General features: G+C 58.8%; 21 protein-coding genes. 16 read left to right on the forward strand and 5 right to left on the reverse strand.

The window, feature by feature from the left end; all coding sequences use genetic code 11:
• Positions 1–15: 15 nt before the first annotated feature.
• The 6 genes from murC to lpxC all read left to right on the forward strand — a co-directional run bounded on the left by murC (position 16) and on the right by lpxC (position 6,763).
• Positions 16–1,434, forward strand: coding sequence for a UDP-N-acetylmuramate--L-alanine ligase (murC, locus tag INT39_RS09785; protein ID WP_226944686.1), 1,419 nt, complete (start codon positions 16–18; stop codon positions 1,432–1,434).
• Positions 1,434–2,351: a D-alanine--D-alanine ligase gene (locus INT39_RS09790; RefSeq protein ID WP_193073711.1), complete on the forward strand. Its 918-nt coding sequence runs from the start codon at positions 1,434–1,436 to the stop codon at positions 2,349–2,351. The genes murC and INT39_RS09790 overlap by 1 nt, the downstream gene beginning before the upstream one ends.
• A gap of 19 nt (positions 2,352–2,370) precedes the next feature.
• Entirely contained in the window at positions 2,371–3,234 is an 864-nt protein-coding gene (locus INT39_RS09795; RefSeq protein WP_193073712.1) for a cell division protein FtsQ/DivIB, read from the forward strand.
• A gap of 2 nt (positions 3,235–3,236) precedes the next feature.
• The gene (gene ftsA / locus INT39_RS09800; protein WP_193073713.1) at positions 3,237–4,469 is read left to right on the forward strand and encodes a cell division protein FtsA; all 1,233 of its coding nucleotides are present in this window, start codon (positions 3,237–3,239) and stop codon (positions 4,467–4,469) included.
• Between the two features lie 100 nt (positions 4,470–4,569).
• On the forward strand, positions 4,570–5,739 hold the full coding sequence (ftsZ, locus tag INT39_RS09805; protein ID WP_193073714.1) for a cell division protein FtsZ: 1,170 nt from the start codon (positions 4,570–4,572) through the stop codon (positions 5,737–5,739).
• Between the two features lie 112 nt (positions 5,740–5,851).
• Complete coding sequence (gene lpxC, locus INT39_RS09810; protein WP_193073715.1) at positions 5,852–6,763, forward strand: UDP-3-O-acyl-N-acetylglucosamine deacetylase; 912 nt, start codon at positions 5,852–5,854, stop codon at positions 6,761–6,763.
• A 99-nt stretch (positions 6,764–6,862) separates the two neighbouring features.
• Here the strand turns inward: lpxC and INT39_RS09815 are convergent, their stop codons facing one another.
• Entirely contained in the window at positions 6,863–7,318 is a 456-nt protein-coding gene (locus tag INT39_RS09815) for a DUF721 domain-containing protein (protein WP_193073716.1), read from the reverse strand.
• Positions 7,319–7,390: 72 nt separating this feature from the next.
• On the opposite strand from INT39_RS09815, the gene INT39_RS22810 reads away from it, so the two are divergent.
• The 3 genes from INT39_RS22810 (at position 7,391) to argJ (ending at position 12,573) form a co-directional block, all read left to right on the forward strand.
• A complete protein-coding gene (locus INT39_RS22810; protein WP_193073717.1) occupies positions 7,391–8,323 on the forward strand; it encodes a M23 family metallopeptidase in 933 nt (310 codons plus the stop codon).
• 188 nt (positions 8,324–8,511) lie between these two features.
• Positions 8,512–11,253, forward strand: coding sequence for a preprotein translocase subunit SecA (gene secA, locus INT39_RS09825; protein ID WP_193073718.1), 2,742 nt, complete (start codon positions 8,512–8,514; stop codon positions 11,251–11,253).
• A gap of 102 nt (positions 11,254–11,355) precedes the next feature.
• Positions 11,356–12,573, forward strand: coding sequence for a bifunctional glutamate N-acetyltransferase/amino-acid acetyltransferase ArgJ (argJ, locus tag INT39_RS09830; protein ID WP_193073719.1), 1,218 nt, complete (start codon positions 11,356–11,358; stop codon positions 12,571–12,573).
• Positions 12,574–12,652: 79 nt separating this feature from the next.
• Here the strand turns inward: argJ and INT39_RS09835 are convergent, their stop codons facing one another.
• Complete coding sequence (locus tag INT39_RS09835; RefSeq protein ID WP_193073799.1) at positions 12,653–13,183, reverse strand: GspH/FimT family pseudopilin; 531 nt, start codon at positions 13,181–13,183, stop codon at positions 12,653–12,655.
• A 308-nt stretch (positions 13,184–13,491) separates the two neighbouring features.
• Here INT39_RS09835 and INT39_RS09840 point away from each other — a divergent pair, with 308 nt between their 5' ends.
• The gene (locus tag INT39_RS09840; protein ID WP_193073720.1) at positions 13,492–15,822 is read left to right on the forward strand and encodes an EAL domain-containing protein; all 2,331 of its coding nucleotides are present in this window, start codon (positions 13,492–13,494) and stop codon (positions 15,820–15,822) included.
• Entirely contained in the window at positions 15,819–16,691 is an 873-nt protein-coding gene (locus INT39_RS09845; RefSeq protein WP_193073721.1) for a phosphate/phosphite/phosphonate ABC transporter substrate-binding protein, read from the forward strand. Before INT39_RS09840 ends, INT39_RS09845 begins: the two co-directional genes overlap by 4 nt.
• Position 16,692: 1 nt before the next feature.
• Here the strand turns inward: INT39_RS09845 and trmA are convergent, their stop codons facing one another.
• Together trmA and INT39_RS09855 are read right to left on the reverse strand one after the other, a co-directional pair.
• Positions 16,693–17,778 (reverse strand): tRNA (uridine(54)-C5)-methyltransferase TrmA, encoded by a 1,086-nt coding sequence (gene trmA, locus INT39_RS09850; protein WP_193073722.1) that lies wholly within the window; start codon positions 17,776–17,778, stop codon positions 16,693–16,695.
• Positions 17,778–19,070: an NCS2 family permease gene (locus INT39_RS09855; RefSeq protein WP_193073723.1), complete on the reverse strand. Its 1,293-nt coding sequence runs from the start codon at positions 19,068–19,070 to the stop codon at positions 17,778–17,780. The genes trmA and INT39_RS09855 overlap by 1 nt, the downstream gene beginning before the upstream one ends.
• 165 nt (positions 19,071–19,235) lie before the next feature.
• On the opposite strand from INT39_RS09855, the gene INT39_RS09860 reads away from it, so the two are divergent.
• Complete coding sequence (locus tag INT39_RS09860) at positions 19,236–19,850, forward strand: FKBP-type peptidyl-prolyl cis-trans isomerase (RefSeq protein ID WP_193073724.1); 615 nt, start codon at positions 19,236–19,238, stop codon at positions 19,848–19,850.
• Between the two features lie 58 nt (positions 19,851–19,908).
• Here INT39_RS09860 and INT39_RS09865 read toward each other — a convergent pair whose 3' ends face one another.
• Positions 19,909–20,877 carry a polyprenyl synthetase family protein gene (locus INT39_RS09865; RefSeq protein WP_193073725.1) on the reverse strand — a complete coding sequence of 323 codons (969 nt, stop codon included), beginning with the start codon at positions 20,875–20,877 and terminating at the stop codon, positions 19,909–19,911.
• 294 nt (positions 20,878–21,171) lie between these two features.
• Between INT39_RS09865 and rplU the strand changes: the two genes are divergently transcribed.
• From rplU to proB, 4 genes are all read left to right on the forward strand, one after another.
• Positions 21,172–21,483 (forward strand): 50S ribosomal protein L21, encoded by a 312-nt coding sequence (gene rplU / locus INT39_RS09870; protein WP_193073726.1) that lies wholly within the window; start codon positions 21,172–21,174, stop codon positions 21,481–21,483.
• Positions 21,484–21,503: 20 nt separating this feature from the next.
• The gene (gene rpmA, locus INT39_RS09875; RefSeq protein WP_090273807.1) at positions 21,504–21,761 is read left to right on the forward strand and encodes a 50S ribosomal protein L27; all 258 of its coding nucleotides are present in this window, start codon (positions 21,504–21,506) and stop codon (positions 21,759–21,761) included.
• A 105-nt stretch (positions 21,762–21,866) separates the two neighbouring features.
• A complete protein-coding gene (gene cgtA / locus INT39_RS09880; RefSeq protein WP_193073727.1) occupies positions 21,867–23,072 on the forward strand; it encodes an Obg family GTPase CgtA in 1,206 nt (401 codons plus the stop codon).
• Positions 23,073–23,092: 20 nt separating this feature from the next.
• A complete protein-coding gene (proB, locus tag INT39_RS09885; protein ID WP_193073728.1) occupies positions 23,093–24,211 on the forward strand; it encodes a glutamate 5-kinase in 1,119 nt (372 codons plus the stop codon).
• Positions 24,212–24,308: the final 97 nt, after the last annotated feature.

Consider the following 24,308-nt stretch of genomic DNA (forward strand, 5'->3'; position numbering starts at 1 on the left):
TACAGCCTCCCGGCAATGCGCCGTATCCGTTGCATTCACTTCGTCGGCATCGGTGGTGCAGGCATGTGCGGCATTGCTGAAGTGCTGCTGAATCTGGGTTACGAGGTTTCCGGCTCCGACCTGAAACGCTCGGCCGTGACCGAGCGTCTGGAAAGCTTCGGCGCGCGGGTGGACATCGGCCATCGTGCAGAAAACGTGCAAAGCGCCGATGTGCTGGTGGTCTCCAGTGCGATCAATACCAGCAATCCGGAAGTGGCTGCGGCGATGGAAAAACGCATTCCAGTGGTGCCGCGCGCCCAGATGCTCGCCGAACTGATGCGCTATCGCCACGGTATCGCGGTAGCCGGGACCCATGGCAAAACCACCACCACCAGCCTGATTGCGTCGGTGCTGGCAGCCGAAGGTCTGAGTCCGACCTTTGTCATCGGGGGGCGACTGACCAGCGCCGGCACCAACGCGCAGCTGGGTGAGAGCCGTTATCTGGTTGCTGAAGCGGATGAAAGCGATGCTTCCTTCCTGCATCTACAGCCGATGGCGGCCATCGTCACCAATATCGACTTCGATCACATGGCGACCTACGAGGGCGACTTCAACCGCCTCAAGCGCACCTTTGTGGAATTCCTGCACAACCTGCCGTTCTACGGCCTGGCCGTACTGTGCATCGATGATCCGGTAGTGCGAGAGATCCTGCCGCAGATCAACCGCCAGGTGATCACCTACGGACAGTCCGAAGACGCCGATATTCGTGCTGTGGATATCAAACAGCAGGGTATGCAGACGCATTTCACCGTGCTGCGCGAAGACCGCGAGCCATTGCGCGTGTTCGTCAACATGCCGGGCGTACATAACGTGTTGAATGCGCTGGCGACCATTGCCGTCACCGCAGATGAAGGTGTCAGTGATGCTGCCATCGTCAAGGGCCTGACCGGTTTCGAGGGTGTTGGCCGTCGCTTCCAGGTGCATGGCAACTTCCCGCTGGGCGATGACGGCGATGTCATGCTGGTGGATGACTACGGCCATCATCCCCGTGAAGTCGCTGCGGTGATCAAGGCGGTGCGCGGGGGCTGGCCGGAACGCCGGCTGGTGATGGTCTATCAGCCGCATCGCTATTCGCGCACCCGTGATCTGTACGAGGACTTCGTGCAGGTGCTGGGCGAAACCAACGTGCTGCTGCTGATGGAAGTCTACCCCGCTGGCGAGGAGCCGGTGCCGGGTGCGGACAGCAAGCACCTGTGCCGCAGCATCCGTCTGCGTGGGCAGATCGACCCGCTGTATGTCGAGCGTGATGCGGACCTCATGCCCCTGCTCAAGGCCGTACTGCAGCCGGGCGACATTCTGCTGACGCAAGGCGCGGGTGATATCGGCGGCCTGGCATCGCAGCTGGCGCAGGCGCTGACCAGGTTGGGCAACGAACAGAAAGGAGATCAGGCGTAATGGTCGACGTTAAAGCCTTTGGGCGCGTAGCTGTCCTGTACGGCGGCACTTCTGCCGAGCGGGAGGTGTCGTTGAAATCCGGTGCTGCAGTGCTGTCGGCGCTGCAGGCTGCCGGTGTGGATGCCTTTGGGGTCGATGCCGGCGAAGATCTGGCTGAGCGACTGATTGCCGATCGTCCAGACCGCGTATTCATTGCGCTGCATGGACGTGGCGGCGAAGACGGCAGCCTGCAGGGGATGCTGGGATGTCTGAAACTGCCTTACACCGGTAGTGGTGTGATGGCATCGGCCCTGGGCATGGATAAGCTGCGCACCAAGCAGGTGTGGCAGAGCCTCGGCTTGCCGACACCGGCTTATGCGGTCCTGCGCGACGAGCAGGAGTGTGCCGCTGTGGTCGAGCGGCTCGGCACGCCGTTGATCATCAAGCCGATCCATGAAGGCTCGAGCATCGGCATGGCCAAGGTGAACAGCCTCGCCGAGTTGCAACAGGCATGGCAGGAAGCGCGCAAGTACGACGATGTCGCACTGGTCGAACAGTGGGTCACCGGCGCCGAGTTCACCGTAGCGATCCTGGATGGCAAGGTGTTGCCGGCCATTCGCCTGAGCACACCGAACATCTTCTACGACTACCAGGCCAAGTACCTGGCGTCCGACACCCAGTATCAGTGCCCCTGCGGCCTACCACCGGAGCGCGAGGCCGAGCTCGCCGAGCTGTGCCTGCAGGCATTCAATGCCGTCGGCTGCCATGGCTGGGGTCGGGTCGACCTGATGCAGGACAGCGATGGCAATTTCTACCTGCTGGAGGTCAATACCTCGCCAGGGATGACCGACCATAGTCTGGTGCCCATGGCTGCGGCTGCCGCAGGACTGACATTCACCGATCTGGTACTGGCGATCCTCGCCAGTGCCCGTTACTGATCTACGGGAGCTGACGAGCATGCTGGGAGTGCTGATTCGGGATCAACGCGCAGGTAAGACTGCGGGACGGCGTAACACGCCGAACCGTGGCGCCGTACGCGTGACCCCAGCGGCTCCGCGCAGCTGGTCACGCCTGACGTTGCCATCGCTGAGTGATGCTCGGCGCCGAATGCAGCATTTGCTCTGGCCACTGTTGCTGGTAATGCTGGGTATGGGGCTGTACGAGTTGGCGAACCGCCTGCAGCCATTGGCGCAGCGGCCTATCAGTCTGATCAGTGTCGAAGGTGACCTGCAGTACATAGACCGTGATTCCGTGCATCAGCGCGTAGAGCCTTATCTGAATGACAGCTTGCTGACCCTCGACCTGCAAGCTTTGCGCGCCGATCTGCTGGCTATGCCCTGGGTAGCCAGCGCGGCTGTCACCCGCGTCTGGCCAGATCAGTTGGTCATCACTCTGGACGAGCATATGCCGGTGGCGCGCTGGGGCGATTCGGCGCTGCTGAACAACGCCGGTTTTGCGTTTGCCCCGGATCAGGTCAATCGGTTCGAAGGCCTGCCCCTGCTGAATGGGCCGGAGCGCACCAAACACCGGGTAATGCAGACCTATCAGCAGTTCAATCGGCTACTGCGACCATACGGGCATGGCGTGGCGCAGCTGGAGCTGCGTGATCGTGGCAGCTGGTTTCTGACCACCCGTGACGGTATCGAGATTCTGCTGGGACAGGGCGACGTAGTGGAAAAAATGCAGCGGTTTCTGACCATCGACAAACTGATGTTGTCGGAGCGCCGTGAACTCATAGCGCGGGTCGACCTGCGCTACAGCAATGGCATGGCAGTGGCATGGCGCGAGCCTGCAACGGTTCAAACGGGGAGTAACGAGTAATCATGGCAAGCAAGCTGGGTAGCAGGATGATCGTCGGGCTGGACATCGGCACCTCCAAGGTGGTCGCTCTGGTCGGCGAGATAGGTGCAGACGGTCAACTCGAGATTGTCGGTATCGGCTCGCATCCATCCCGCGGCATGAAGAAGGGCGTGGTGGTGAATATCGAATCCACCGTGCAATCCATTCAGCGTGCCATCGAAGAAGCTGAGCTGATGGCTGGCTGCCAGATCCACTCGGTGTTCGCCGGCATCGCTGGCAACCATATCCGCAGCCTGAACTCCCATGGCATCGTCGCCATTCGCGAAGGTGAAGTGGTGCAGGCCGATATCGAGCGCGTACTGGATGCTGCGCAGGCGGTCGCCATTCCTGCTGACCAGAAGGTATTGCACATCCTGCCGCAGGAATACGTTATCGATAACCAGGAGGGCGTGCGCGAACCCCGTGGCATGTCCGGTGTACGTCTGGAAGCCAAGGTGCACCTGGTCACCTGCGCCATGAATGCAGTGCAGAACATCGAGAAATGCATCCGCCGCTGCGGGCTGGAAGTCGAAGACGTGATTCTCGAGCAGCTGGCCTCCAGCTATTCGGTGTTGACCGAGGACGAGAAGGAGCTGGGTGTATGCATGGTCGATGTCGGTGGCGGCACCACTGATATCGCCATTTTCACCGAGGGCGCCATCCGCCACACCGCGGTCATTCCGATTGCCGGTGATCAGGTTACCAATGACATCGCTATGGCGCTGCGCACGCCGACCCAGTATGCAGAGGAAATCAAGATCCGCTACGCCTGTGCGCTGGCGAAACTGGCTGGCCCGGAGGAGACCATCAAGGTTCCCAGCGTGGGCGAACGTCCGCCGCGCGACCTGTCACGACAGGCACTGGCGGAAGTAGTCGAGCCACGTTACGACGAGTTGTTCACCCTGATCCAGGCGGAACTGCGCCGGTCAGGTTACGAAGACATGATTCCAGCCGGCATCGTACTGACCGGCGGCACCGCGAAGATGGAAGGTGCCGTCGAGCTGGCTGAAGAGATATTCCACATGCCGGTGCGCCTGGGCGTACCGCAGGAATTCAAGGGACTGGCTGACGTGGTGCGCAACCCCATCTACTCCACCGGAGTCGGGTTGTTGCACTACGGCATGAAACACCATGCCGACGGCAATCACAACAGTTCGGAGCAGAGCAGGGAGTCACCGCTGATAAAAGTGAAGCGGTGGTTCAAGGGGAATTTTTAACAGACCCGCATAAGCGGGCATCCGGGTAATCCGGAGCGGCAACAAAACGAAACGAAACCAGACGCAACAAGACGAGTGTCAAACTCGAGGAGATGGAACCATGTTTGAACTGATTGATAACCTTCCGCAAAATGCAGTGATCAAGGTCGTCGGTGTCGGCGGTGGTGGTGGCAACGCCCTGCAGCACATGGTGATCAATAACGTCGAAGGTGTGGATTTTATCTGCGCCAATACCGATGCTCAGGCATTGAAGAACATGACGGCGCGTACCGTGTTGCAGCTAGGCTCCGCAGTGACCAAGGGGCTGGGTGCCGGCGCCAACCCGCTGATCGGCCGTGAAGCCGCTATCGAAGACCGCGAGCGTATTGCTGAAGTGCTGCAAGGCTCGGATATGGTATTCATCACCGCCGGCATGGGTGGTGGCACCGGTACCGGCGCTGCACCTATCATTGCCGAAGTGGCACGGGAAATGGGCATCCTGACCGTGGCTGTAGTCACCAAGCCATTCCCGTTCGAAGGCCGCAAGCGTATGCAGATCGCCGAAGAGGGCATCCGTGAGCTGGGCCAGCATGTCGACTCGCTGATCACTATCCCCAACGAAAAGCTGCTCACTGTACTGGGTAAGGATGCCAGTCTGCTGTCAGCCTTCAGCAAGGCCAACGATGTGCTGCTTGGCGCGGTTCAGGGTATTGCTGATCTGATCATGCGTCCCGGCATGATCAACGTCGACTTCGCTGACGTGAAGACCGTGATGAGCGAAATGGGTATGGCGATGATGGGAACCGGTCATGCCAGTGGTGCCAACCGTGCCCGTGAAGCGGCAGAAGCAGCGATCCGCAGTCCGCTGCTGGAAGACGTCAACCTGATGGGCGCTCGCGGTATCCTGGTCAACATCACCGCCGGTCCGGATCTGTCGCTGGGTGAGTTCACGGAAGTGGGCAACACAGTGGAAGAGTTCGCCTCGGAAACTGCAACCGTTGTTGTCGGTACCGTCATCGATCCGGAACTGCGCGACGAGCTGCGTGTCACCGTCGTCGCCACCGGTTTGGGTGCGCGTATGGAGAAGCCGGTCAAGGTAGTGGATAACACTGCTGCTCCACAGCCTGCTCGGAAGCCGGAAGCGACCGCGCCGAATTACCGCGACCTGGATCGTCCGACGGTCATGCGCAACTCCGGCGGCGCTCAGGCGGCGCAGGCGAGCTTCACTCAGCCGGTGGAAGATCTGGATTATCTGGATATTCCAGCGTTCCTGCGGCGGCAGGCCGATTGATTGATTCAATCGGGTAGATAAGGCTGATTGGTGTTCAACAAAGGCGTAATTTGCTATGCTGTGCGCCACTTGTTGAAAATTATTCGCAACTAGAGCGGAAGCCAGTTCAAGCATGATCAGACAACGCACACTGAAGAACATCATCCGGGCCACCGGTGTTGGCCTGCATTCGGGTGAGAAGGTTTACCTCACACTGAAACCGGCGCCGGTGGATTCCGGCATCGTGTTCCTCCGGACCGATCTCGACCCTGTGGCCGAGATCCCGGCGCGTGCGGAGTTCGTGGGTGAAACCACCATGTCCACCACCCTGATCAAGGATGGAATCAAGGTGGATACGGTCGAACACCTGCTGTCCGCCATGGCGGGTCTGGGTATCGACAACGCCGTAGTCGAACTCAGCGCACCCGAGGTGCCGATCATGGACGGCAGTGCCGGTCCCTTTGTGTTCCTGATTCAATCAGCGGGCATCGAGGAACAGGACGCGCCGAAACAATTCATTCGTATCAAGCGTGAAATCACGGTTGAAGAAGATGGCAAAACAGCTACCTTCGTCCCCTTCGAGGGCTTCAAGGTATCGTTCGGCATCGACTTCGATCATCCGGTCTTCCGGGGCCGGAGCCAGTTTGCCAGCGTGGATTTCTCCAGCACCTCCTTCGTCAAGGAAGTGAGTCGCGCCCGGACCTTCGGGTTCATGCGGGACATCGAGTATCTGCGTTCGCAGAACCTGGCGCTGGGTGGCAGTGTGGATAACGCCATCGTGGTAGATGAGTATCGTGTACTCAACGAGGACGGCCTGCGTTACGAGGACGAATTCGTCAAGCACAAGATTCTTGATGCTATCGGCGACCTTTATCTACTGGGCAAGAGTCTGGTTGGCGAGTTCCGCGGCTTCAAGTCGGGACATGCGCTCAACAACAAGCTGTTGCGCGCGCTGTTGGCCAATGCTGACGCCTGGGAAGTCGTCACCTTTGAAGATGCTGGAACCGCGCCCATCTCCTTCATGCGCCCGGCCGCTGCGGTCTGATATTTTCTCGTTTCGTTTGACGGCCACCTCGGTGGCCGTTTTTTTATTGTGCGGATGCAGTGCGGGATTTTTCTATAACTGAGCGGCTCTGTCAGCTGTTCAGGGTTCGCCCCGGTGATGTCTGGCCAATCGTTCCAGAGCAGAGCGCAAGTCGGGGTCGCTTATATGGTTGGCGGTCTCGGTCAAACTCTCCGCGGCTACCTCCGACCGTCTCATTTTGCGAACCAGTGGTGGTTTTTTGACCAATGGTGGTTGTACCTTGCAGTGTATTTTCGTTAAGGTTGCGAACTCCGCGTAGGCCTGTAGCTGTCGAATGAGGCGTTTTTGCTGATAACGGATTCGAGTTGCCCATTGGCTATCGGATATCAGCAGCCGAAGAAGGCCGTCACGATAGGAGGCTACGTGGCAGTGTTCGCGAGCAGCAGGTTCGAGCACGGATTCGAACAGAGACTGCAATCGCTCGACAGCCCGAGCCTGATTGAACAAGCCCTTCAGGGTGGAATGGGTTCTTAGCAGGTCGCCCGGGCGACGGGCATCCAGAGGATGAAATGACATAGTGTCGTCCGGAGTGACTGAACAGCGGTCATCGTAACAGAACCGCGGAAAAGGTTTTTGGGGATCTAGACAGTGAACATCATTATTCTTACCGGGCGCCAGGGCGCTACCAAAGCGTTGACGCTGGGCTCGCCCTGGGTGATCGCTGGGCTGGTGTCCATCATCGCGATGCCGATCGCTGCCGCCCTGTTGACCTGGCAGCTCAGTGGGGCAGGCAAAGCCGCTGACAGTCCCAGCGAGGTGGTGGATTACGACCATATATGGGAACAGTCCCTGCAGGAATACGAGCTGGGGGCCGACTATATAAAGGAAGAGTCCCAGGTTCAGCTGGAACACATGACCCAGCAGCTCAGTCGGTTGCAGACCCGCCTGTCCCGTCTTGATGCGCTTGGCGAGCGTCTCACCGAACTGGCCGATCTATCCGACGGCGAATTCGATTTCAATACCGACGCTGGTATGGGCGGCCCTGAGCTGCCGACGCACAGCGAGCTTTACGAAGGTGCGGACGTACAGACAGTACTTGATCAGTTGTCCGCCCGTATCGATAACCGCACCCGTCAGCTACGTGTGCTCGAAGAGCTCATGCGCAACCGGCAGCTCGATGCCAATGCCTTGCTGGACTTCACCCCGGTCCAGGTTGGTCATATCTCCTCCAGTTTCGGTCGGCGCACCGATCCCATCACCGGGCGTTCAGCGATGCATGCGGGACTGGATTTCGCGGCGCCACGGGGTACGGCGATTCATGCACTGGGGGCAGGTGTGGTGACCTTCTCCGGTCGGCGTGGTGCCTATGGCAACATGATTGAGATCAGTCATGCCGGAGGTTACAAGACCCGCTACGCCCATGCCCAGGAGCTGCAGGCCAAGAAGGGTGACCTGGTGAAGAAGGGGCAGCAGATCGCGACGGTAGGCTCCACCGGACGCTCCACCGGGCCGCATCTGCATCTTGAGGTCTATCACAATGACATGGCAATCAACCCGGCCCGTTTCCTCGCATTGAAATAAGCGCTCGACGCTGACCCAACGCCCGGCCTCGCTCGGGCGTTGGGAGCCCTCTCTCTTCCCGCTCCTCCACTCGTTCTGCCATCGCGACGGTTTATTGTCTCGAGACTTTCAGAGTAGAATGGTTTTTTCGGTGAATGGCCTGTGCATAGGCCAGCCTTGCCATCATCAAATGGATATCGAAGTCGATTATGTTTGCGCCTTTATTGAAGAAAATGTTTGGAAGCAAGAACGAGCGTGAATTGAAACGCATGGCCAAGCTTGTACAAGCAATCAACGCCCTCGAAGAAGGCTTGAATGGTCTGAGTGACGATGAGCTCAAAGCCAGAACCATTGAGTACAAGGAGCGCGTAAGCAAAGGCGAAAGCCTCGATGCCATTCTGCCGGAGGCCTTTGCGCTGGTACGTGAGGCCAGCAAGCGGGTGATGGGCATGCGGCACTTCGACGTGCAGCTCATCGGTGGTCTGGTCCTGCATGAAGGCAGGATTGCTGAAATGAAGACCGGTGAAGGCAAGACCCTGGTCTCCACTTTGCCTGCCTATCTGAATGCCTTGTCCGGCAAGGGCGTGCACGTGGTCACGGTCAACGATTATCTGGCCCGCCGGGACGCCAATCTGATGCGCCCGCTGCATGAGTTTCTGGGGCTCAGCGTCGGTGTGGTGGTGCCTTTTCAGGACCCGGAAGAAAAGCGCGCCGCCTACCGCTGCGATATCACCTACGGCACCAACAACGAATTTGGCTTTGATTACCTGCGTGACAACATGGCTTTCCGCCTGGAAGACAAGTTCCAGCGTGAACTGAATTTTGCCATTGTCGACGAAGTGGACTCCATCCTGATTGACGAGGCACGCACCCCGCTGATCATCTCCGGACCCGCGCAGGACAGCTCCAAGCTCTACACTGCCATCAACAAGCTGATCCCGTTGCTCAAGCGCGGAGTGAAGGCAGAGGAGGGCGAGGAAGGTGTCGACGGTCATTACTTCATCGATGAGAAGACCCGTCAGGTCGAGCTCAACGAAGATGGCCATCAATATGTCGAGGAGCTGCTCACCCAGGAAGGTCTGCTGGCCGAGGGCGACAGTCTGTACCAGGCGCAGAACCTGAACCTGTTGCACCATGTGCACTCGGGCTTGCGCGCGCATACCCTGTTCCATCGGGACGTCGAATACATTGTCCAGGATGATCAGGTATTGCTGGTAGACGAGCATACCGGCCGTACCATGCCCGGTCGTCGTCTCTCCGAGGGGCTGCACCAAGCCATCGAGGCCAAGGAAGGATTGAACATCCAGGCCGAGAGCCAGACGTTGGCTTCCACCACCTTCCAGAACTACTTCCGCTTGTACAACAAGCTGGCCGGCATGACCGGTACCGCAGATACGGAAGCCTTCGAGTTCCATCAGATTTATGGTCTCGATGTGGTAGTGATCCCGACCAACAAGCCGATGATCCGCAAGGATTACAACGATCTGGTCTATCTGACCATCGGTGAGAAATTCGCAGCGATTGCTGCCGATATCAAGGATTGCATGCAAGCCGGCAGGCCGGTTCTGGTCGGTACTGCGTCGATCGATTCTTCCGAGGTGGTGTCGCAACTGCTGAAAAAGGAAGGTATCGCGCACAAGGTTCTGAACGCCAAGTACCACGAGAAGGAAGCTGAGATCATCGCTCAGGCGGGCCGTCCTGGCGCAGTGACCATCGCCACCAATATGGCGGGTCGTGGCACCGATATCATCCTCGGTGGTAGCTGGGAAGCTGAAATAGCGAGCCTGGAAAACCCCACCGAAGAACAGATTGCCCAGATCAAGGCCGAATGGCAGGAGCGCCACCAGCAAGTACTGGATGCCGGCGGGCTGCAGATTATCGCCTGCGAGCGCCACGAATCTCGCCGTATCGACAACCAGCTACGTGGTCGTTCCGGCCGTCAGGGTGACCCGGGGTCCAGCCGTTTCTACCTGTCGCTGGAAGACAACCTCATGCGTATTTTCGCCTCTGATCGGGTGAAGAACTTCATGAAGGCGCTGGGGATGGAGAAGGGCGAGGCCATCGAACATCGCATGGTTACCAACGCCATCGAGAAGGCTCAGCGCAAGGTCGAAGGCCGCAACTTCGATATTCGTAAACAGTTGCTGGAATACGACGACGTCGCCAACGAGCAGCGCAAGGTGATCTATACCCAGCGCAACGAGATACTCGCTGCCGAATCAGTGGAAGACACCATAAAGGCCATCCGTGAGGATGTGGTGCAGAGCGCTATCAGCCAGTACATGCCGCCGCAAAGCGTACCGGAGCAGTGGGATATTGCCGGTCTGGAAACCCATCTGCGTACCGAGTTCGCACTGGACCTGCCGATTCAGCAGTGGCTGGATGAAGACGACACTCTGCATGAAGAGGGTGTGCGTCAGCGGGTACAGGAAGCACTGATCAATGCCTATGCGGAAAAAGAGGCGCTGACCGGGCCGGAAGCGCTGCGTTCCTTCGAGAAACAGATGCTGTTGCGAGTACTCGATGACCTCTGGAAAGAGCATCTGGCGACCATGGATCATCTGCGTCAGGGCATCCACCTGCGCGGCTACGCTCAGAAGAACCCAAAGCAGGAATACAAGCGCGAAGCCTTCAATCTGTTCGAGGAAATGCTCGATTCGATCAAGAACGATACCATCCGCGTGCTGAGTCACGTGCAGGTACGTCGCGAAGATCCGGCCGAGGAGGAAGCGCGTCTGCGCCAGCAAGCTGAAGAGCTGGCCAAGCGAATGCAGTTCAAGCATGAAGAGATGCCTGGTGTCGGTGAGGAAGAGCGAACACAGCCCGCCGAGCCGGCTCCAGCAGCGCCCAGCACGCCGGTTACCCGTGACGGTCCGAAGATCGGTCGCAATGATCCTTGCCCTTGCGGGTCGGGCAAGAAATACAAGCAATGCCACGGCAAGATCAGCTGAACCGACAGGTTTCAGCGTCAGGTCTCAAGTAGCAGAACGGCAAGTGACTCAAGGGTTGCTTGTCGTTTTTTCATTCAGAACCCTATTTATTGGAGTGACATCATGCCCGTCGGACTCGGTCCTCTCCCGACTCTTCACCCGGTTCCAGGTTTTCGTCTTGGTATTGCTTCTGCCGGCATCAAGAAGGCGGGACGCAAGGATGTAGTGGTCATGGAAGCTGCCCCGGCTGCACGAATCGCCGGTGTGTTTACCACCAATGCTTTCTGCGCTGCGCCAGTTACCTTGTGCAAGCAGCATCTGGGCAATGCACCGCGTTATCTGTTGGTCAACACCGGCAATGCCAACGCGGGCAGCGGCAAGCCCGGTATGCAGGCCGCACTGACCACCTGTGAGGCATTGGCGCAGTTGACCGAGGTCGAGCCGGATCAGATTCTGCCGTTCAGTACTGGCGTCATTGGTGAGATTCTGCCAGCAGGCAAGATCATCGCGGTATTGCCGCAGGCATTGGCTGACCTGGACGAGAACAACTGGGCTACTGCTGCCGAAGGCATCATGACCACAGATACCCTGCCCAAGGGTGCCAGCCGGCAGATTACGCTGAATGGCCAGACAGTTACCATCACCGGTATGTCCAAAGGCGCGGGGATGATCCGCCCGAATATGGCAACCATGCTGGGTTACATTGCGACTGATGCGCGAGTAGCTCAGCCAGTGCTGCAGCAGATGCTGAAGCGGGCTGCCGATCTGTCCTTCAACCGCATCACTATTGACGGTGACACCAGCACCAACGACTCCTGCATGCTGATCGCCACCGGTCAGGCGCAGATGGAGGAAATCACCGACCCCGCCAGCAGTGACTACGCACAGCTGGCCGAGGCAGTGAATGCCGTCATGCTGGAGCTGGCCCAGGCGATTGTGCGTGACGGCGAAGGCGCGACTAAGTTCGTTACCGTGCAAGTCAATGGCGGTGGCAATCCTGACGATTGCCTGGATGTGGCCTACGCCGTTGCTCATTCGCCGCTGATAAAGACTGCGCTGTTCGCTTCCGATCCGAACTGGGGGCGTATTCTGGCCGCTGTCGGCTATGCCGGTGTGCCGGATCTGGATGTGGAAAAAATCGATGTCTATCTCGATGACGTCTGCATTACTCGCAATGGTGGGCGGGCAGCGGAGTACACAGAAGAGCAGGGTGCTCAGGTCATGGCGCAGGCCGAGATCACCATCCGCATCGAGTTGGGCCGGGGCGAGTTCAGTGAGACTATCTGGACCACCGACCTGTCTCACGAATACGTGCGTATCAACGCCGAATACCGGACCTGAAAGGGGAGGTCGGTACGCCTACCGAGGTGTACCGACTCGGTTTCAACTCTGTGCCCGGCTTTGATCCGGCCGCCCGCAATCACAGACTCCCTGTGGGAAGATCGCAATCCGTTCCGATTACCGCACGTTCCACCCGCGCTCGCCCGATCCGGTTGATGATGACCTTGCGGCCCTGCGCCCCGGACTGTTGCGGACAGAAAGCAATGGTGCCGGACTGGAAGCCGCCATTCAGTAGCTCGGACTCGCCCTGGGCGTTATAGCGCAGATAGGGTGTGATCGTGGTACTGGTGTGTATGTGGTGAACGCGGGGCGGTTGTTCTTCATGGAGCAACGTCTCGCCAGCATCAAGGGCGCCATTGTTGTTCGCGTCGATGAAGATGGTCCAGCCATTGTTCCAGTTCCCAGAGAGGGGCGCCATGCTGACGTAGCGATTGCGGCGAGTGGCTTCGGTGCGAGTGTGGTTGATGCTGCGCACCATGCTGCTGACGCTGCTGTCCATACGCTGGTCGTCAATCAGACCGCCGAACGCGGGCAGGCCTACCGCCAGCAGGATCGCCAGCACGGCGAGAGCCACCATGATTTCAATCAAGGTAAATCCACGACAACGCATGGCGTAGTCCTCCCTGGAAAAGGGGCTACTGCCTATGCTGCCCGTTGAATGATGAACGATTCGGGTCGTCCAGGTTGAAATCATACTGCAAGTCTGTGGGTATCGGCCCAGTACAGCTGAAATATGCGAGAGGGTTCACGCTTAAAGATATCCGGACCACGTCAATTGAGCGATTCCCGGTGTAACCGCGTCATCATTACCATCATCTTCACTCCAACCGCCTTCCCTCGCACCTGCCCCGGTGGTCATCTCGTTGTAATGTCCAAGTGCTATCATTCTGTTTGTCTGTTTTACTCCCCCGGTAGCCCATGATCAGTCATCACCGTCTTCCCGTTTCCGTTGGCTTCATTCAGAGCGCAGTTATTGTGCTGGGTGGGCTGATCGTTCTGTTCCTCTGGATGGTGTTCCACTACCACAGCCAGCAGGTATACGATGAGCGTTTGGAGGGTGAGGCGGCCGGGCATCTGAATATTGCCGTCATCATTGCGGAGAACCTGCGGCAGATGGCTGACCGAGCCAAGGCCGCCGGAGGCATATACAGTAGCGAGCTGGGCCAGGACGGGGAGCAGTTGGCTAACAGGCTGTCTCCTATCCTCGCTGGTGATCCGGTGTTCAACCGGCTGAGCGTTTTTGATGCCGAGGGGAGGTTGTTGTTCGCCAGCCACAAGAGTGCGTTGGCTGCATTACCGCCGACGTGGCTTGAGCGCATGCAGAACGCCCCCGGCAGCACCGGCAGCGAGCCGGTTATCCCGCCGGCGCCGAGCCGCAATCAAGTGCATGGGCCATTTCCGGATTGGCGTCTGCCGTTTCTCGTGCCTATGCCGGGTAACGATGAGCTTGGTATGCAAACAATGCTGGTCGAGATGGATATCGGCTATCTGGTCAGTCTCTATCACTACATCGATCTGGGGAAAACTGGCTTCATCCAGCTGTTGGATATCAATGGGGTGGAACGCATGCGCGCTGATTCTGCCGGTGTGATAATCGACGGACCGACTCTGGAGCCTTTGCCCGGGTACGGTGAGGAGAGTGCGGTATATACCTCTCGAGCGGGCAGCGTGCGTTACCAGAGCGCCTTCCACAGTATGCCGCAATACGGCTTCACGGTGGTGATCAGTAAAGAATATGACGAGATTCTGCAGCCATTCCATGCGGCGCAGCTACGTCATTTTCTGCTCAACAGCATCATGACGCTGACGGTGGTGGCCGGTGTCTTCTGGATGTTCAGAGTGCTGCAGGGGCAGCAGGCTGTACTCAATACCCTGCAGCGGTCGCAGAAGGAAAATCAGCAGCTCATCAGTCGCCTGGAAACTGAACATGAGCGCAGCAGTCGGGCGGCTTCCACCGATCACCTGAGCGGCCTGTTCAACCGTCGGCAATTCATCAAGGTAGCCAAGCGGTCATTGGTAATGCAGCGTAACAAAAGGCGATTGCTGGCCATGCTGTTCATTGACCTGGATCGTTTCAAGTCGATCAACGATACCCTGGGACACCGGGTGGGTGACTTGCTGTTGCAGGCGGTGGCTGGACGAGTCACCCATATGCTTGAGCCCAGTGATGAGGCTGCGCGCTTTGGCGGAGATGAGTTCGTTGTGTTGCTGGCCGGCAATCGTTCCGAGCAGGAAATCGTCGACTGGGTGGACAGACTGAGCCAGCATCTGTCTGCCCCTTATCAATTGGAGGACAGCGAGGTCAATACCAGCCCCAGCATAGGCATCAGTATCTGTCCGCGCGATAGTCAGGATGTCGACAGCCTGATCCGACATGCCGATGCGGCCATGTATTCGGCCAAACGGGCTGGCCGCGGCCAATATCGATTCTTCGACCCATCGCTGAACGTCGCGGATGTGCAGGAGTTCTATCTCGAGCAGGCTTTAGGGGAGGCGCTGTCCACGCATCAATTTGTTCTTCACTACCAGCCGCAGGTTGACCTGTATTCGATGTCGATTGTGGGCTATGAAGCCTTGGTACGCTGGCAACATCCGGAGTTCGGGCTGATCTATCCGGATCGCTTCATCCCGATAGCCGAGCGCAGTGGCTTCATCATTGGGCTGGGCGTGGAAGTCATCTCCATGGCCTGCCGCCAGCTGGCTGCCTGGACCGAAACCGACATTACTGCTCGGGTCGCGGTGAATGTGTCAGCGCTGCAACTGAGCCAGCCGCAGTTCGGTGACATGGTGCTGGACGAGCTGGAGCGAGCTGGAGTTGAGCCATGGCGGTTGGAGCTGGAGATTACCGAGACTGCCATTCTGGAGCATGAAAGCCTGGCCATAGCCAGCCTGGAAGCGCTCAGGGCGGTCGGACTGAATATCAGCCTGGATGATTTCGGCAAGGGGTATGCTGGCTTCGCGCACCTGCAATCGCTGCCGGTGAACAAGCTGAAAATCGACCGCAGCCTGATCGCACAACTGTCCAACAGCCCTGATGACAGTCTCATCGTATCTTCCACCATCACACTGGCCAAACGCCTGTCGCTGCGCGTCGTGGCAGAAGGGGTGGAAACGCCGGAGCAATTGGTGTATCTGCGCCTCGCCGGTTGCGACATCGTTCAGGGCTATCACTTCAGCCGGCCGATGGCCGCCGAACTGGTTGGCGATTTCGAGCGCGATTTTCAGACTGCCAGGGTTGTCACAACATGAGAATATTCATCCGTATTCTGCAAATGCTGCTCTGCCTTTATTCGCCAGTCATGCTGGCGGAGGCATCACTGTGTGGTGAGGGCGGTCTGCGCATCAGTGCGGTGCCGGTGAAGAATATCGACGAGCTGATCAAGGAGTATCAGCCCCTGGCCGAATTGCTCAGTGACGGCTTGAATATGCCGGTACAGATTCTTCGATCCAGCTCTTATGAAGCCGTGATTGATGCCGTCGTATCCGGTGGTGCAGATATTGCCCTGCTCGGGCCTGCCTCCTATCTGATGGCACATCAACAGAACAACCGGGTTGAGGCCTTTGCTTCCATGGTGCTGCAGGGTGGCCACTTCTCCCCGGCCGGGGACTACTACCAGGCCCTGCTGGTGGTGCGGGGCGACAGCGCAATGCGGAGTCTTGGCGATACCCGCGGCGGACGAGTGGCGCTGAATGACCCTGCCAGTACGTCCGGCGCGCTGATACCCAACAAGGAGTTTCCGGCAAGCGCGGGCATCCCGCTGAATCAGCATTTCGCCGGACAGGTCTATACAGGGTCTCACGACAAGACGCTGGATGCCTTGTTGGAGGGGCGGGTTGATGCGGCTTTTGTATCCAGCGTGCGCGCCGATGAATATCTCAGACGTGGGTTGATCAGCGTTGATGCATTGCGGGTGCTCTGGCGCTCGGCACCTATTCACTATGACCCCTTTGTCTTCAGCAGCGAAGTATGCCCGCAGCTGAAGGCTCGGGTTCGTGAGCTGCTGCTCGAACAATCACCCCGGATGAGCGCCTTTCTGCGCTCGCGGCGCGCTGTCCGGATCATTCCTGTCAGCCATCAGGCCTACGAGCCACTACTCCAGCTGATGACGCCGCGCTGAATCAGCGGCGCTCCAGCAATACCCCTGATTCCATGTGATGGGTGTAGGGGAACTGATCAAACAGGGCGCAGCGGACGATGCGGTGAGTCTTGTGCAGTTCGTCGAGGTTGGCCGCCAGGGTCAGCGGATTGCAGGATACGTAGAGTATGCGGCGGTAACCCTTGACCAGCTCAAGTGTAGCCGGATCCAGCCCGGCGCGGGGTGGGTCGACGAATACGGTGCCGAACTCATAACCGCTCAGATCGACGCCTTGCAGGCGGCGGAACTCGCGTACGCCGGTCAATGCCTGGGTGACTTCTTCGCTGGAAAGGCGTACCAGAGTGACGTTATCCACCTGATTGAGGGCAATGTTCTCTAGCGCGGAGCGCACTGAGCTCTTGGACAGCTCTGTGGCCAGTACCCGGCGGAAACGGGTGGACAGCGGCAGGGTGAAATTGCCATTGCCGCAATACAGTTCCAGCAGGTCATCAGGGTTGTCGCCGGCCGCATCCAGTGCCCAGCCGAGCATATGCTGGTTGACCTGCCCATTGGGCTGGGTGAAGCCGCCTTCGGCTTGCTGGTACCGCCAGGTGCGCCCGTTGACGGTCAGCTCTTCCAATACGTGATCACGCTGCAGTACTCGCTTGCGGCCGCGGCTGCGTCCGATCAGCAGGATATCCAGCTGATCGGCCAGTTGCTGGGCGGCGATATCCCACTGCTCATCGATAGGGCGGTGATAGCACAGGGTAACCAGTGCCTCACCGGACAGCGTGGTGAGAAACTCCACCTGAAACAGTTTGCGACCCAGTACCGGGTCGGCTTTGCAGGCTTCCAGCAGCGGCATCATCAACGCGTTGATGCGCTTGCTGGCGATGGGCAGTTGTTCGATCAGAATCGGCTGGCGATTGTTGCCCGGCTCGAACATGGCGTAATGCGGTTGGCCCTGTTCATACCACAGGCGGAACTCCGCCCGTAACCGGAAGTGCTCCAGCGGTGAAGTGAACACCTCGGGGGCGGGTGCGGCGAAAGGCTGCAGCAGTGCAATCAACTGCTGGCGCTTTTCCTCGAGCTGGCGTTCATAGCCGGCGGGATCGAATGCCAGGCCCATCAGCTGAAGAACCCGAGCTTGACGATGAACAGTGCTGACAGCGCATACAGGCTCGGGTTGAGTTCGCGCCAGCGGCCGGACAGCAGCTTGATTGCGGTCCAGGAAATGAAGCCCAGAGCGATACCGTTGGCGATGGAGAAAGTGAGGGGCATGACCAGTGCCGTCACCACGACCGGGGCGGCCTCGGTCAGGTCCTCCCAGTCAACCTGCACCAGGCCGCTGGTCATCAGTACCGCAACAAAAAACAGTGCCGGAGCGGTGGCAAATGCAGGTACTGCCCCAGCCAGCGGTGAAAGAAACAGGCTAAGCAGGAACAGCACGGCAACCACACAGGCGGTGAGGCCTGTACGGCCACCAGCAGCGGTGCCGGCGGCGGACTCAACATAACTGGTCGTAGTGGAGGTGCCCATCAGCGAGCCGGCCATGGTGGCAGTGCTGTCCGCCATGAGCGCGCGACCCAGACGTGGCAGCTTGCCGTCTTTGTCGACCAGCCCGGCCTTCTGCGCGACGCCGATCAAGGTGCCGGAGGTGTCAAACAGATCAACAAACAGGAAGGCAAAGATCACGCTGATCAGACCGACTTCCATGGCGCCCTTGATATCCAGCTGCAACAGGGTAGGGGTCAAGCTCGGTGGCGCCGAGACGAAGCCGCTGGCGGTGGTCAGGCCGAGCATCAGGCTGATCAGAGTAACCAGCAGAATGCCGATCATCACTGCGCCAGTCACCCGGCGGTAGGCCAGCGCAACGATGACAGCGAAGCCCAGTGAGGCCAGTATCGGGCCAGGTTGGGTCATATCACCGGCGCCGACCAAGGTGGCGGGGTTGTCGACCACGATGCCGGCACTTTTCAGGGCAATAAGCGCCAGAAACAGGCCGATACCTGCGGCAATTGCTGAGCGCAGCGGCAAGGGAATGCTGTTGATCACCCACTCTCGGATCTTGAAAATGCTCAGCAGAAAAAATATCAGGCCGGAAATGAACACCGCACCCAGTGCCACCTGCCAGCTGTAGCCCATCGAGCCGACCACCGTGTAACTGAAGAAGGCATTCAGGCCCATGCCCGGTGCGAGCGCGATCGGGTAGTTGGCCCACAAGCCCATGATCAGTGAGCCGATGGCCGCTGCCAGACAGGTGGCGACGAACGCGGCGCCTGGATCAATGCCTGCATCCGCCATCATCACCGGATTGACAAAGATGATGTAAGCCATCGTCAGGAAGGTGGTGACGCCGGCAATTATCTCGGTGCGAACAGTGGTGCCATGGGCTTTGAGTTGGAACAGTTTATCCAGCATGGGGCAATCTCGGTTAGGGTGGGGCCGAAAAGCGCGGCATTTTAGCCTATTCGAGCGCCCGGCGCAGCATTGCTGGGGGAGGTGGTTGTCGGCGAAGCCGCGCCGAGGGTGAATTTTTGCAATTGTTGTGTCAGGCTTTACGCCCCTTTTTTGCGGAGAGCCGCCATGAGCACTACATTCGACACCGATGAGCAACGCGTCAGCTACGGCATTGGCCGCCAGATGGGCGACCAGCTGCTGTCCAGTAATATTCCCGATCTGGCCGTTGATCTGGTCATGGCTGGTCTGCGTGATGCCTATACCCAGCAACCCAGCCAGGTTGACGAAGTGGCCATGCAGGCGGCTTTTCAGACGCTGCAGGAGAAGATGCAGGCGCTTGGCGAAGAATCCGCCCGTGCTGCCGGCAAGGCTGGTCTGGAGTTTCTCGAGCGCAACGCAGCGCGTGACGGCGTGGTGACGCTGCCATCGGGTCTGCAGTACGAAGTGGTCAATGCCGGCACCGGTGCCACGCCGACCGCAAGCTCAACCGTACGTACCCATTACGAAGGCACGCTGATCAGCGGCGAGGTGTTCGACAGCTCCTACAAGCGCGGTCAGCCAGCTGAATTTCCGGTGGGTGGTGTTATCGCTGGTTGGACCGAGGCGCTGCAACTGATGCAGGAAGGGGCCAAGTGGCGCTTGTACATTCCTTCCAATCTGGCCTACGGCGAACGCGCAGCTGGCAGCATTCCGCCGCACAGCACGCTGATTTTCGATATCGAGTTGATTGCGGTTCTGTAAATGATTTACCCGGGGCGCCCAAGGCGTCCCGGGTTGGTCACAGCAATTAGAGTCGGAATCAGAACGACCGGTCTACCGAAAACCGGGCCAGCTGTTCCAGTGCTTCGCGATAGATCGACGGCGGCAGAGTCTGCAGCAGGTTGATCGCCTCGTCGGCGTGCTGGCGGGCAAGATTGGCGGTATATTCCAGCGCGCCGCTGTTTTCCACAGCCTCACGGATCGGCGCGATATCATCAGTGCCGCCTTTCTGGATGGCCTTGCGTACCAGGGCGGCTTGTTCGGCTGTACCTTCGCGCATGGTATAGATCAGCGGCAGGGTAGGTTTGCCCTCCGCCAGATCATCGCCGACATTCTTGCCCATGGCTTCTGCGTTGCCGCTGTAGTCCAGCAAGTCGTCCACCAGCTGGAAGGCGATACCCAGGGAGTCGCCATAGCGGCGCAGGGCTTCGGCCTGCTCCGCCGGTGCTCCGGCCAGGATGGCGGCGGTGTGGGTCGAAGCTTCGAACAGCATGGCGGTCTTGCTGCGGATGACTTCCATATAGATTGCTTCGTCGGTGCTGGCATCACGTATCTTGGACAGTTGCAGCACTTCGCCTTCGGCGATCACGTTGGTGGCGCTGGCCAGTACCTGCATGATACGCATGTCGTTCAGTGCGACCATCATCTCGAAGGAGCGTGAATACAGAAAGTCGCCGACCAGCACACTGGCAGCGTTACCCCACAGGGCGTTGGCGGTGGAGCGGCCCCGGCGCAGATCGGAAGTGTCGACCACGTCGTCGTGCAGTAGCGTCGAGGTGTGCATGAATTCGATGATGGCGGCCAGTGTATGTGGGCGAGCATCGGTCAAGCCGCAGGCGCGAGCACCCAGCAGCACCACCAGGGGGCGCAGTCGTTTTCCGCCGGCGCTGATGATATAGCTGCCGATTTTCTCGACGAGAGGGACGCGGGAGTGCAGTTGATGCATGATCAACTGGTTTACAGCCTCGAAATCATCCGCGACTGCATTGTAAAAAGGCAGGGTCGTCATCTACAGCACGCTTTCAGAAGGGTTGCGCGGCATGCTAGGCGGCGGCTTGCGTGCTGTCAAGGAAGTGCGCGGATCTGCATGCGCAATAAGTGCGATGGGCCTTTCTGAAAGCGAAGTTCGGCATTGCGCTATAGATGAATTGTCGGTAGAATCCCCGCCCCTGAAAACCCGATTTATAGCATCCCTGTTTTGACAATGGCAAGCTCGGGCCCGATGGCGGGTTCACTTGCAGCCATGCCGGCCACTAACGATTATACCTAAGCGCCGGGTGAGCAGGATTACGGAGAAAGCAACATGTACGCAGTAATTGTTACTGGTGGCAAGCAGTACAAGGTAGCCGAAGGCGAATACCTGAGAGTAGAGAAGCTGGAAGCCGAAACCGGCGCCAGCATTGAATTCGATCGCGTACTGCTGATCGGTAACGGTGATGACGTCACTATCGGTGCGCCGGTTGTCGAAGGTGCCAAGGTGACTGCTGAAGTCAGCGCTCATGGCCGTGGCGATAAGATCCGCATCATCAAGTTCCGTCGCCGCAAGCACCACATGAAGCGCATGGGCCACCGTCAGTGGTACACCGAAATCAAGATCACCGGCATCTCTGCCTAAGTATTGAGGAGTAAAGACTCATGGCACACAAAAAAGCAGGCGGTTCCACACGTAACGGTCGCGATTCAGAAGCCAAACGCCTTGGCGTGAAAATGTACGGCGGCCAGACCATCGTACCCGGCAATATTATCGTCCGTCAGCGTGGCACTCAGTTCCACGCCGGCAAGAACGTTGGTATGGGCAAGGATCACACTCTGTTTGCTAAGGCGGGCGGCGTGATCAAGTTTGAAGTCAAGGGTGAGTTCAACCGTCGCTACGTCAGTGTCGTAGCCGGCTGATAGTTTCCCGGTTTCAGAAAGCCCTGTCTTGCGACGGGGCTTTTTTGTTTGTAGCTTAGGGTCAGGCTCTATGGCCTCTCAATCAACCCCTTCAGGGGGAGCGCAATGAAATTCGTAGATGAAGTATCCATTACGGTAAAGGCCGGTGATGGTGGTAACGGGTGCATGAGTTTTCGGCGGGAGAAGTTCATTCCCAAAGGTGGTCCCGATGGTGGTGATGGCGGCGATGGCGGTTCCATCTTTCTGGAAGCCGATCCGAATCTGAATACCCTGGTCGATTATCGCTATACGCGGCGTTTCAACGCCAGGCGTGGTGAGAATGGTCGTGGTTCCGATTGTACTGGTGCCAAGGGCGAAGAGATGGTCCTGGCAGTGCCGGTGGGTACCACCGTGGTCGATGCCGGAACCCAGGAGATCATCGGTGATCTGACTGAGCCGGGCCAGCGTTTGCTGGTGGCTCAGGGTGGCTTTCATGGTCTCGGCAACACCCGTTACAAATCCAGTGTCAATCGCGCTCCCCGGCAGACCTCGAACGGCAGTCTTGGTGAGCTGCGTGACCTCAAGTTGGAGTTGAAGGTGCTGGCGGATGTAGGTCTGCTGGGACTGCCCAATGCCGGCAAGAGTACGTTTATTCGTGCTGTTTCTGCAGCCAAGCCCAAAGTGGCTGACTACCCCTTCACCACCATGGTGCCAAACCTGGGTGTGGTGGATGTCGGCCAGCTGCGCAGCTTTGTTATCGCTGACATTCCGGGGGTTATTGCCGGCGCTGCTGAGGGGGCAGGGTTGGGAACGCGCTTTCTGAAGCATTTGTCGCGCACCCGGCTGTTGCTGCACCTCGTGGATATGGCTCCGTTGGATCAGGCTGATCCGGTTGAGGCGGTCGAGACCATCGTTCACGAGTTGGGCAAGTTCAGTCCGGCGTTGACCTTGCGTGAGCGCTGGCTGGTGCTCAACAAGTGCGACCAGCTGCTGGAAGATGAGCAGCAGGCAATTCTTGATGACGTGGTCGAGCGCCTTGAGTGGGAAGGTCCGGTGTTCGTCATTTCCGCAGCTGAGCGCCAGGGCACTCAGGAGCTGGCCAAGGCGGTCATGAACTGGCTTGATGAGCGCGGACTGCGGATGCAGGAAGATGAGGAGTATGCTGCGCAGGTGGCTGAACTGGATCGGCAGATCGAAGAAGAGGCGCGTGCGCACATCCAGGAGCTGGACGATCGTCGGGCGCGCCGCAAGGCAGGTCTTGCCGAAGAGGGTGATGACGATGACTTCGACGACGATGATGAAGATGGTCCGGAAATTATCTACGTGCAGTGAAGCAGCGGAGCTGAACAGGCATGCGTGACAAGGTAGTGGCTGCCCAGCGTTGGGTGGTAAAGATCGGAAGTGCATTGCTGACGGGAGATGGTCGCGCTCTGGATCGTGAGGCCATGACAGTCTGGGTTCGCCAGCTGGCTGCGTTGCGTGACAGTGGCGTGGACGTGGTGCTGGTCTCCTCTGGCGCCGTGGCCGCAGGCATGACGCGGCTGGGCTGGACCGAGCGGCCCAAAAGCATACACAGGTTGCAGGCGGCGGCAGCGGTGGGTCAGATGGGGTTGGTTCAGGCCTGGGAGGCAAGTTTTGAAGCCCATGGGTTGACGACCGCTCAGGTGTTGCTCACGCATGATGATCTGTCAGACCGCAAGCGTTATCTCAATGCGCGTAGTACCTTGCGCGGATTGCTGGATCTGGGTGTGATTCCGGTGATCAATGAGAACGACACTGTGGTCACCGACGAGATCCGCTTTGGTGATAACGACACTCTCGGTGCGCTGGTGGCTAATCTGGTCGAGGCGGATCTGTTGGTGATTCTCACTGATCGCGATGGGCTGTTTACTGCTGATCCGCGCAGCGATCCTGATGCCGAGCTGATCTCTCAGGCCATGGCTGATGATCCCAGGTTGGATGCGATGGCGGGTGGCAGTTCTGGTGCGCTGGGGCGTGGTGGTATGCAGACCAAGTTGCGTGCGGCCCGGCTGGCGGCCCGCTCGGGTGCCAGCAGCATCATTGTTGGTGGTCGCATCGATCAGGTGATCGCCCGACTGAAGGTGGGAGAGCAGCTGGGGACCCTGTTGCTGCCCGAGAAAGGTATGTTGGCGGCGCGTAAGCAGTGGCTGGCTGGTCATCTGCAGACGCGTGGTCGCTTGCTGATCGATGAGGGTGCGGTGCGTGCCCTGCAGGGTGGGCGCTCCAGTCTTCTGCCGGTTGGCGTCAAGGCGGTGGAGGGTAATTTTCGTCGCGGCGAGATGGTCGTCTGTGTCGGGCTCGATGGGCGGGAGGTTGCCCGCGGCCTGGTCAATTATGGCGCCCAGGAGGCGGCGCGCATCATTGGTCGGTGCAGTGAAGAGATCGTCGGGGTGCTGGGTTACGTCGATGAGCCTGAGCTGGTGCATCGGGAGAATCTGGTGCTGGTGTAGTTTCTGGTATGTTTTGTGTCGAGATGGAGTTCGACACGCCACGGCCCAGGCATAAAAAAACCGACTCAGTGAGTCGGTTTTTTTGCATCAACGCAGA

The organism is Pseudomonas sp. FME51, assembly GCF_014897305.1.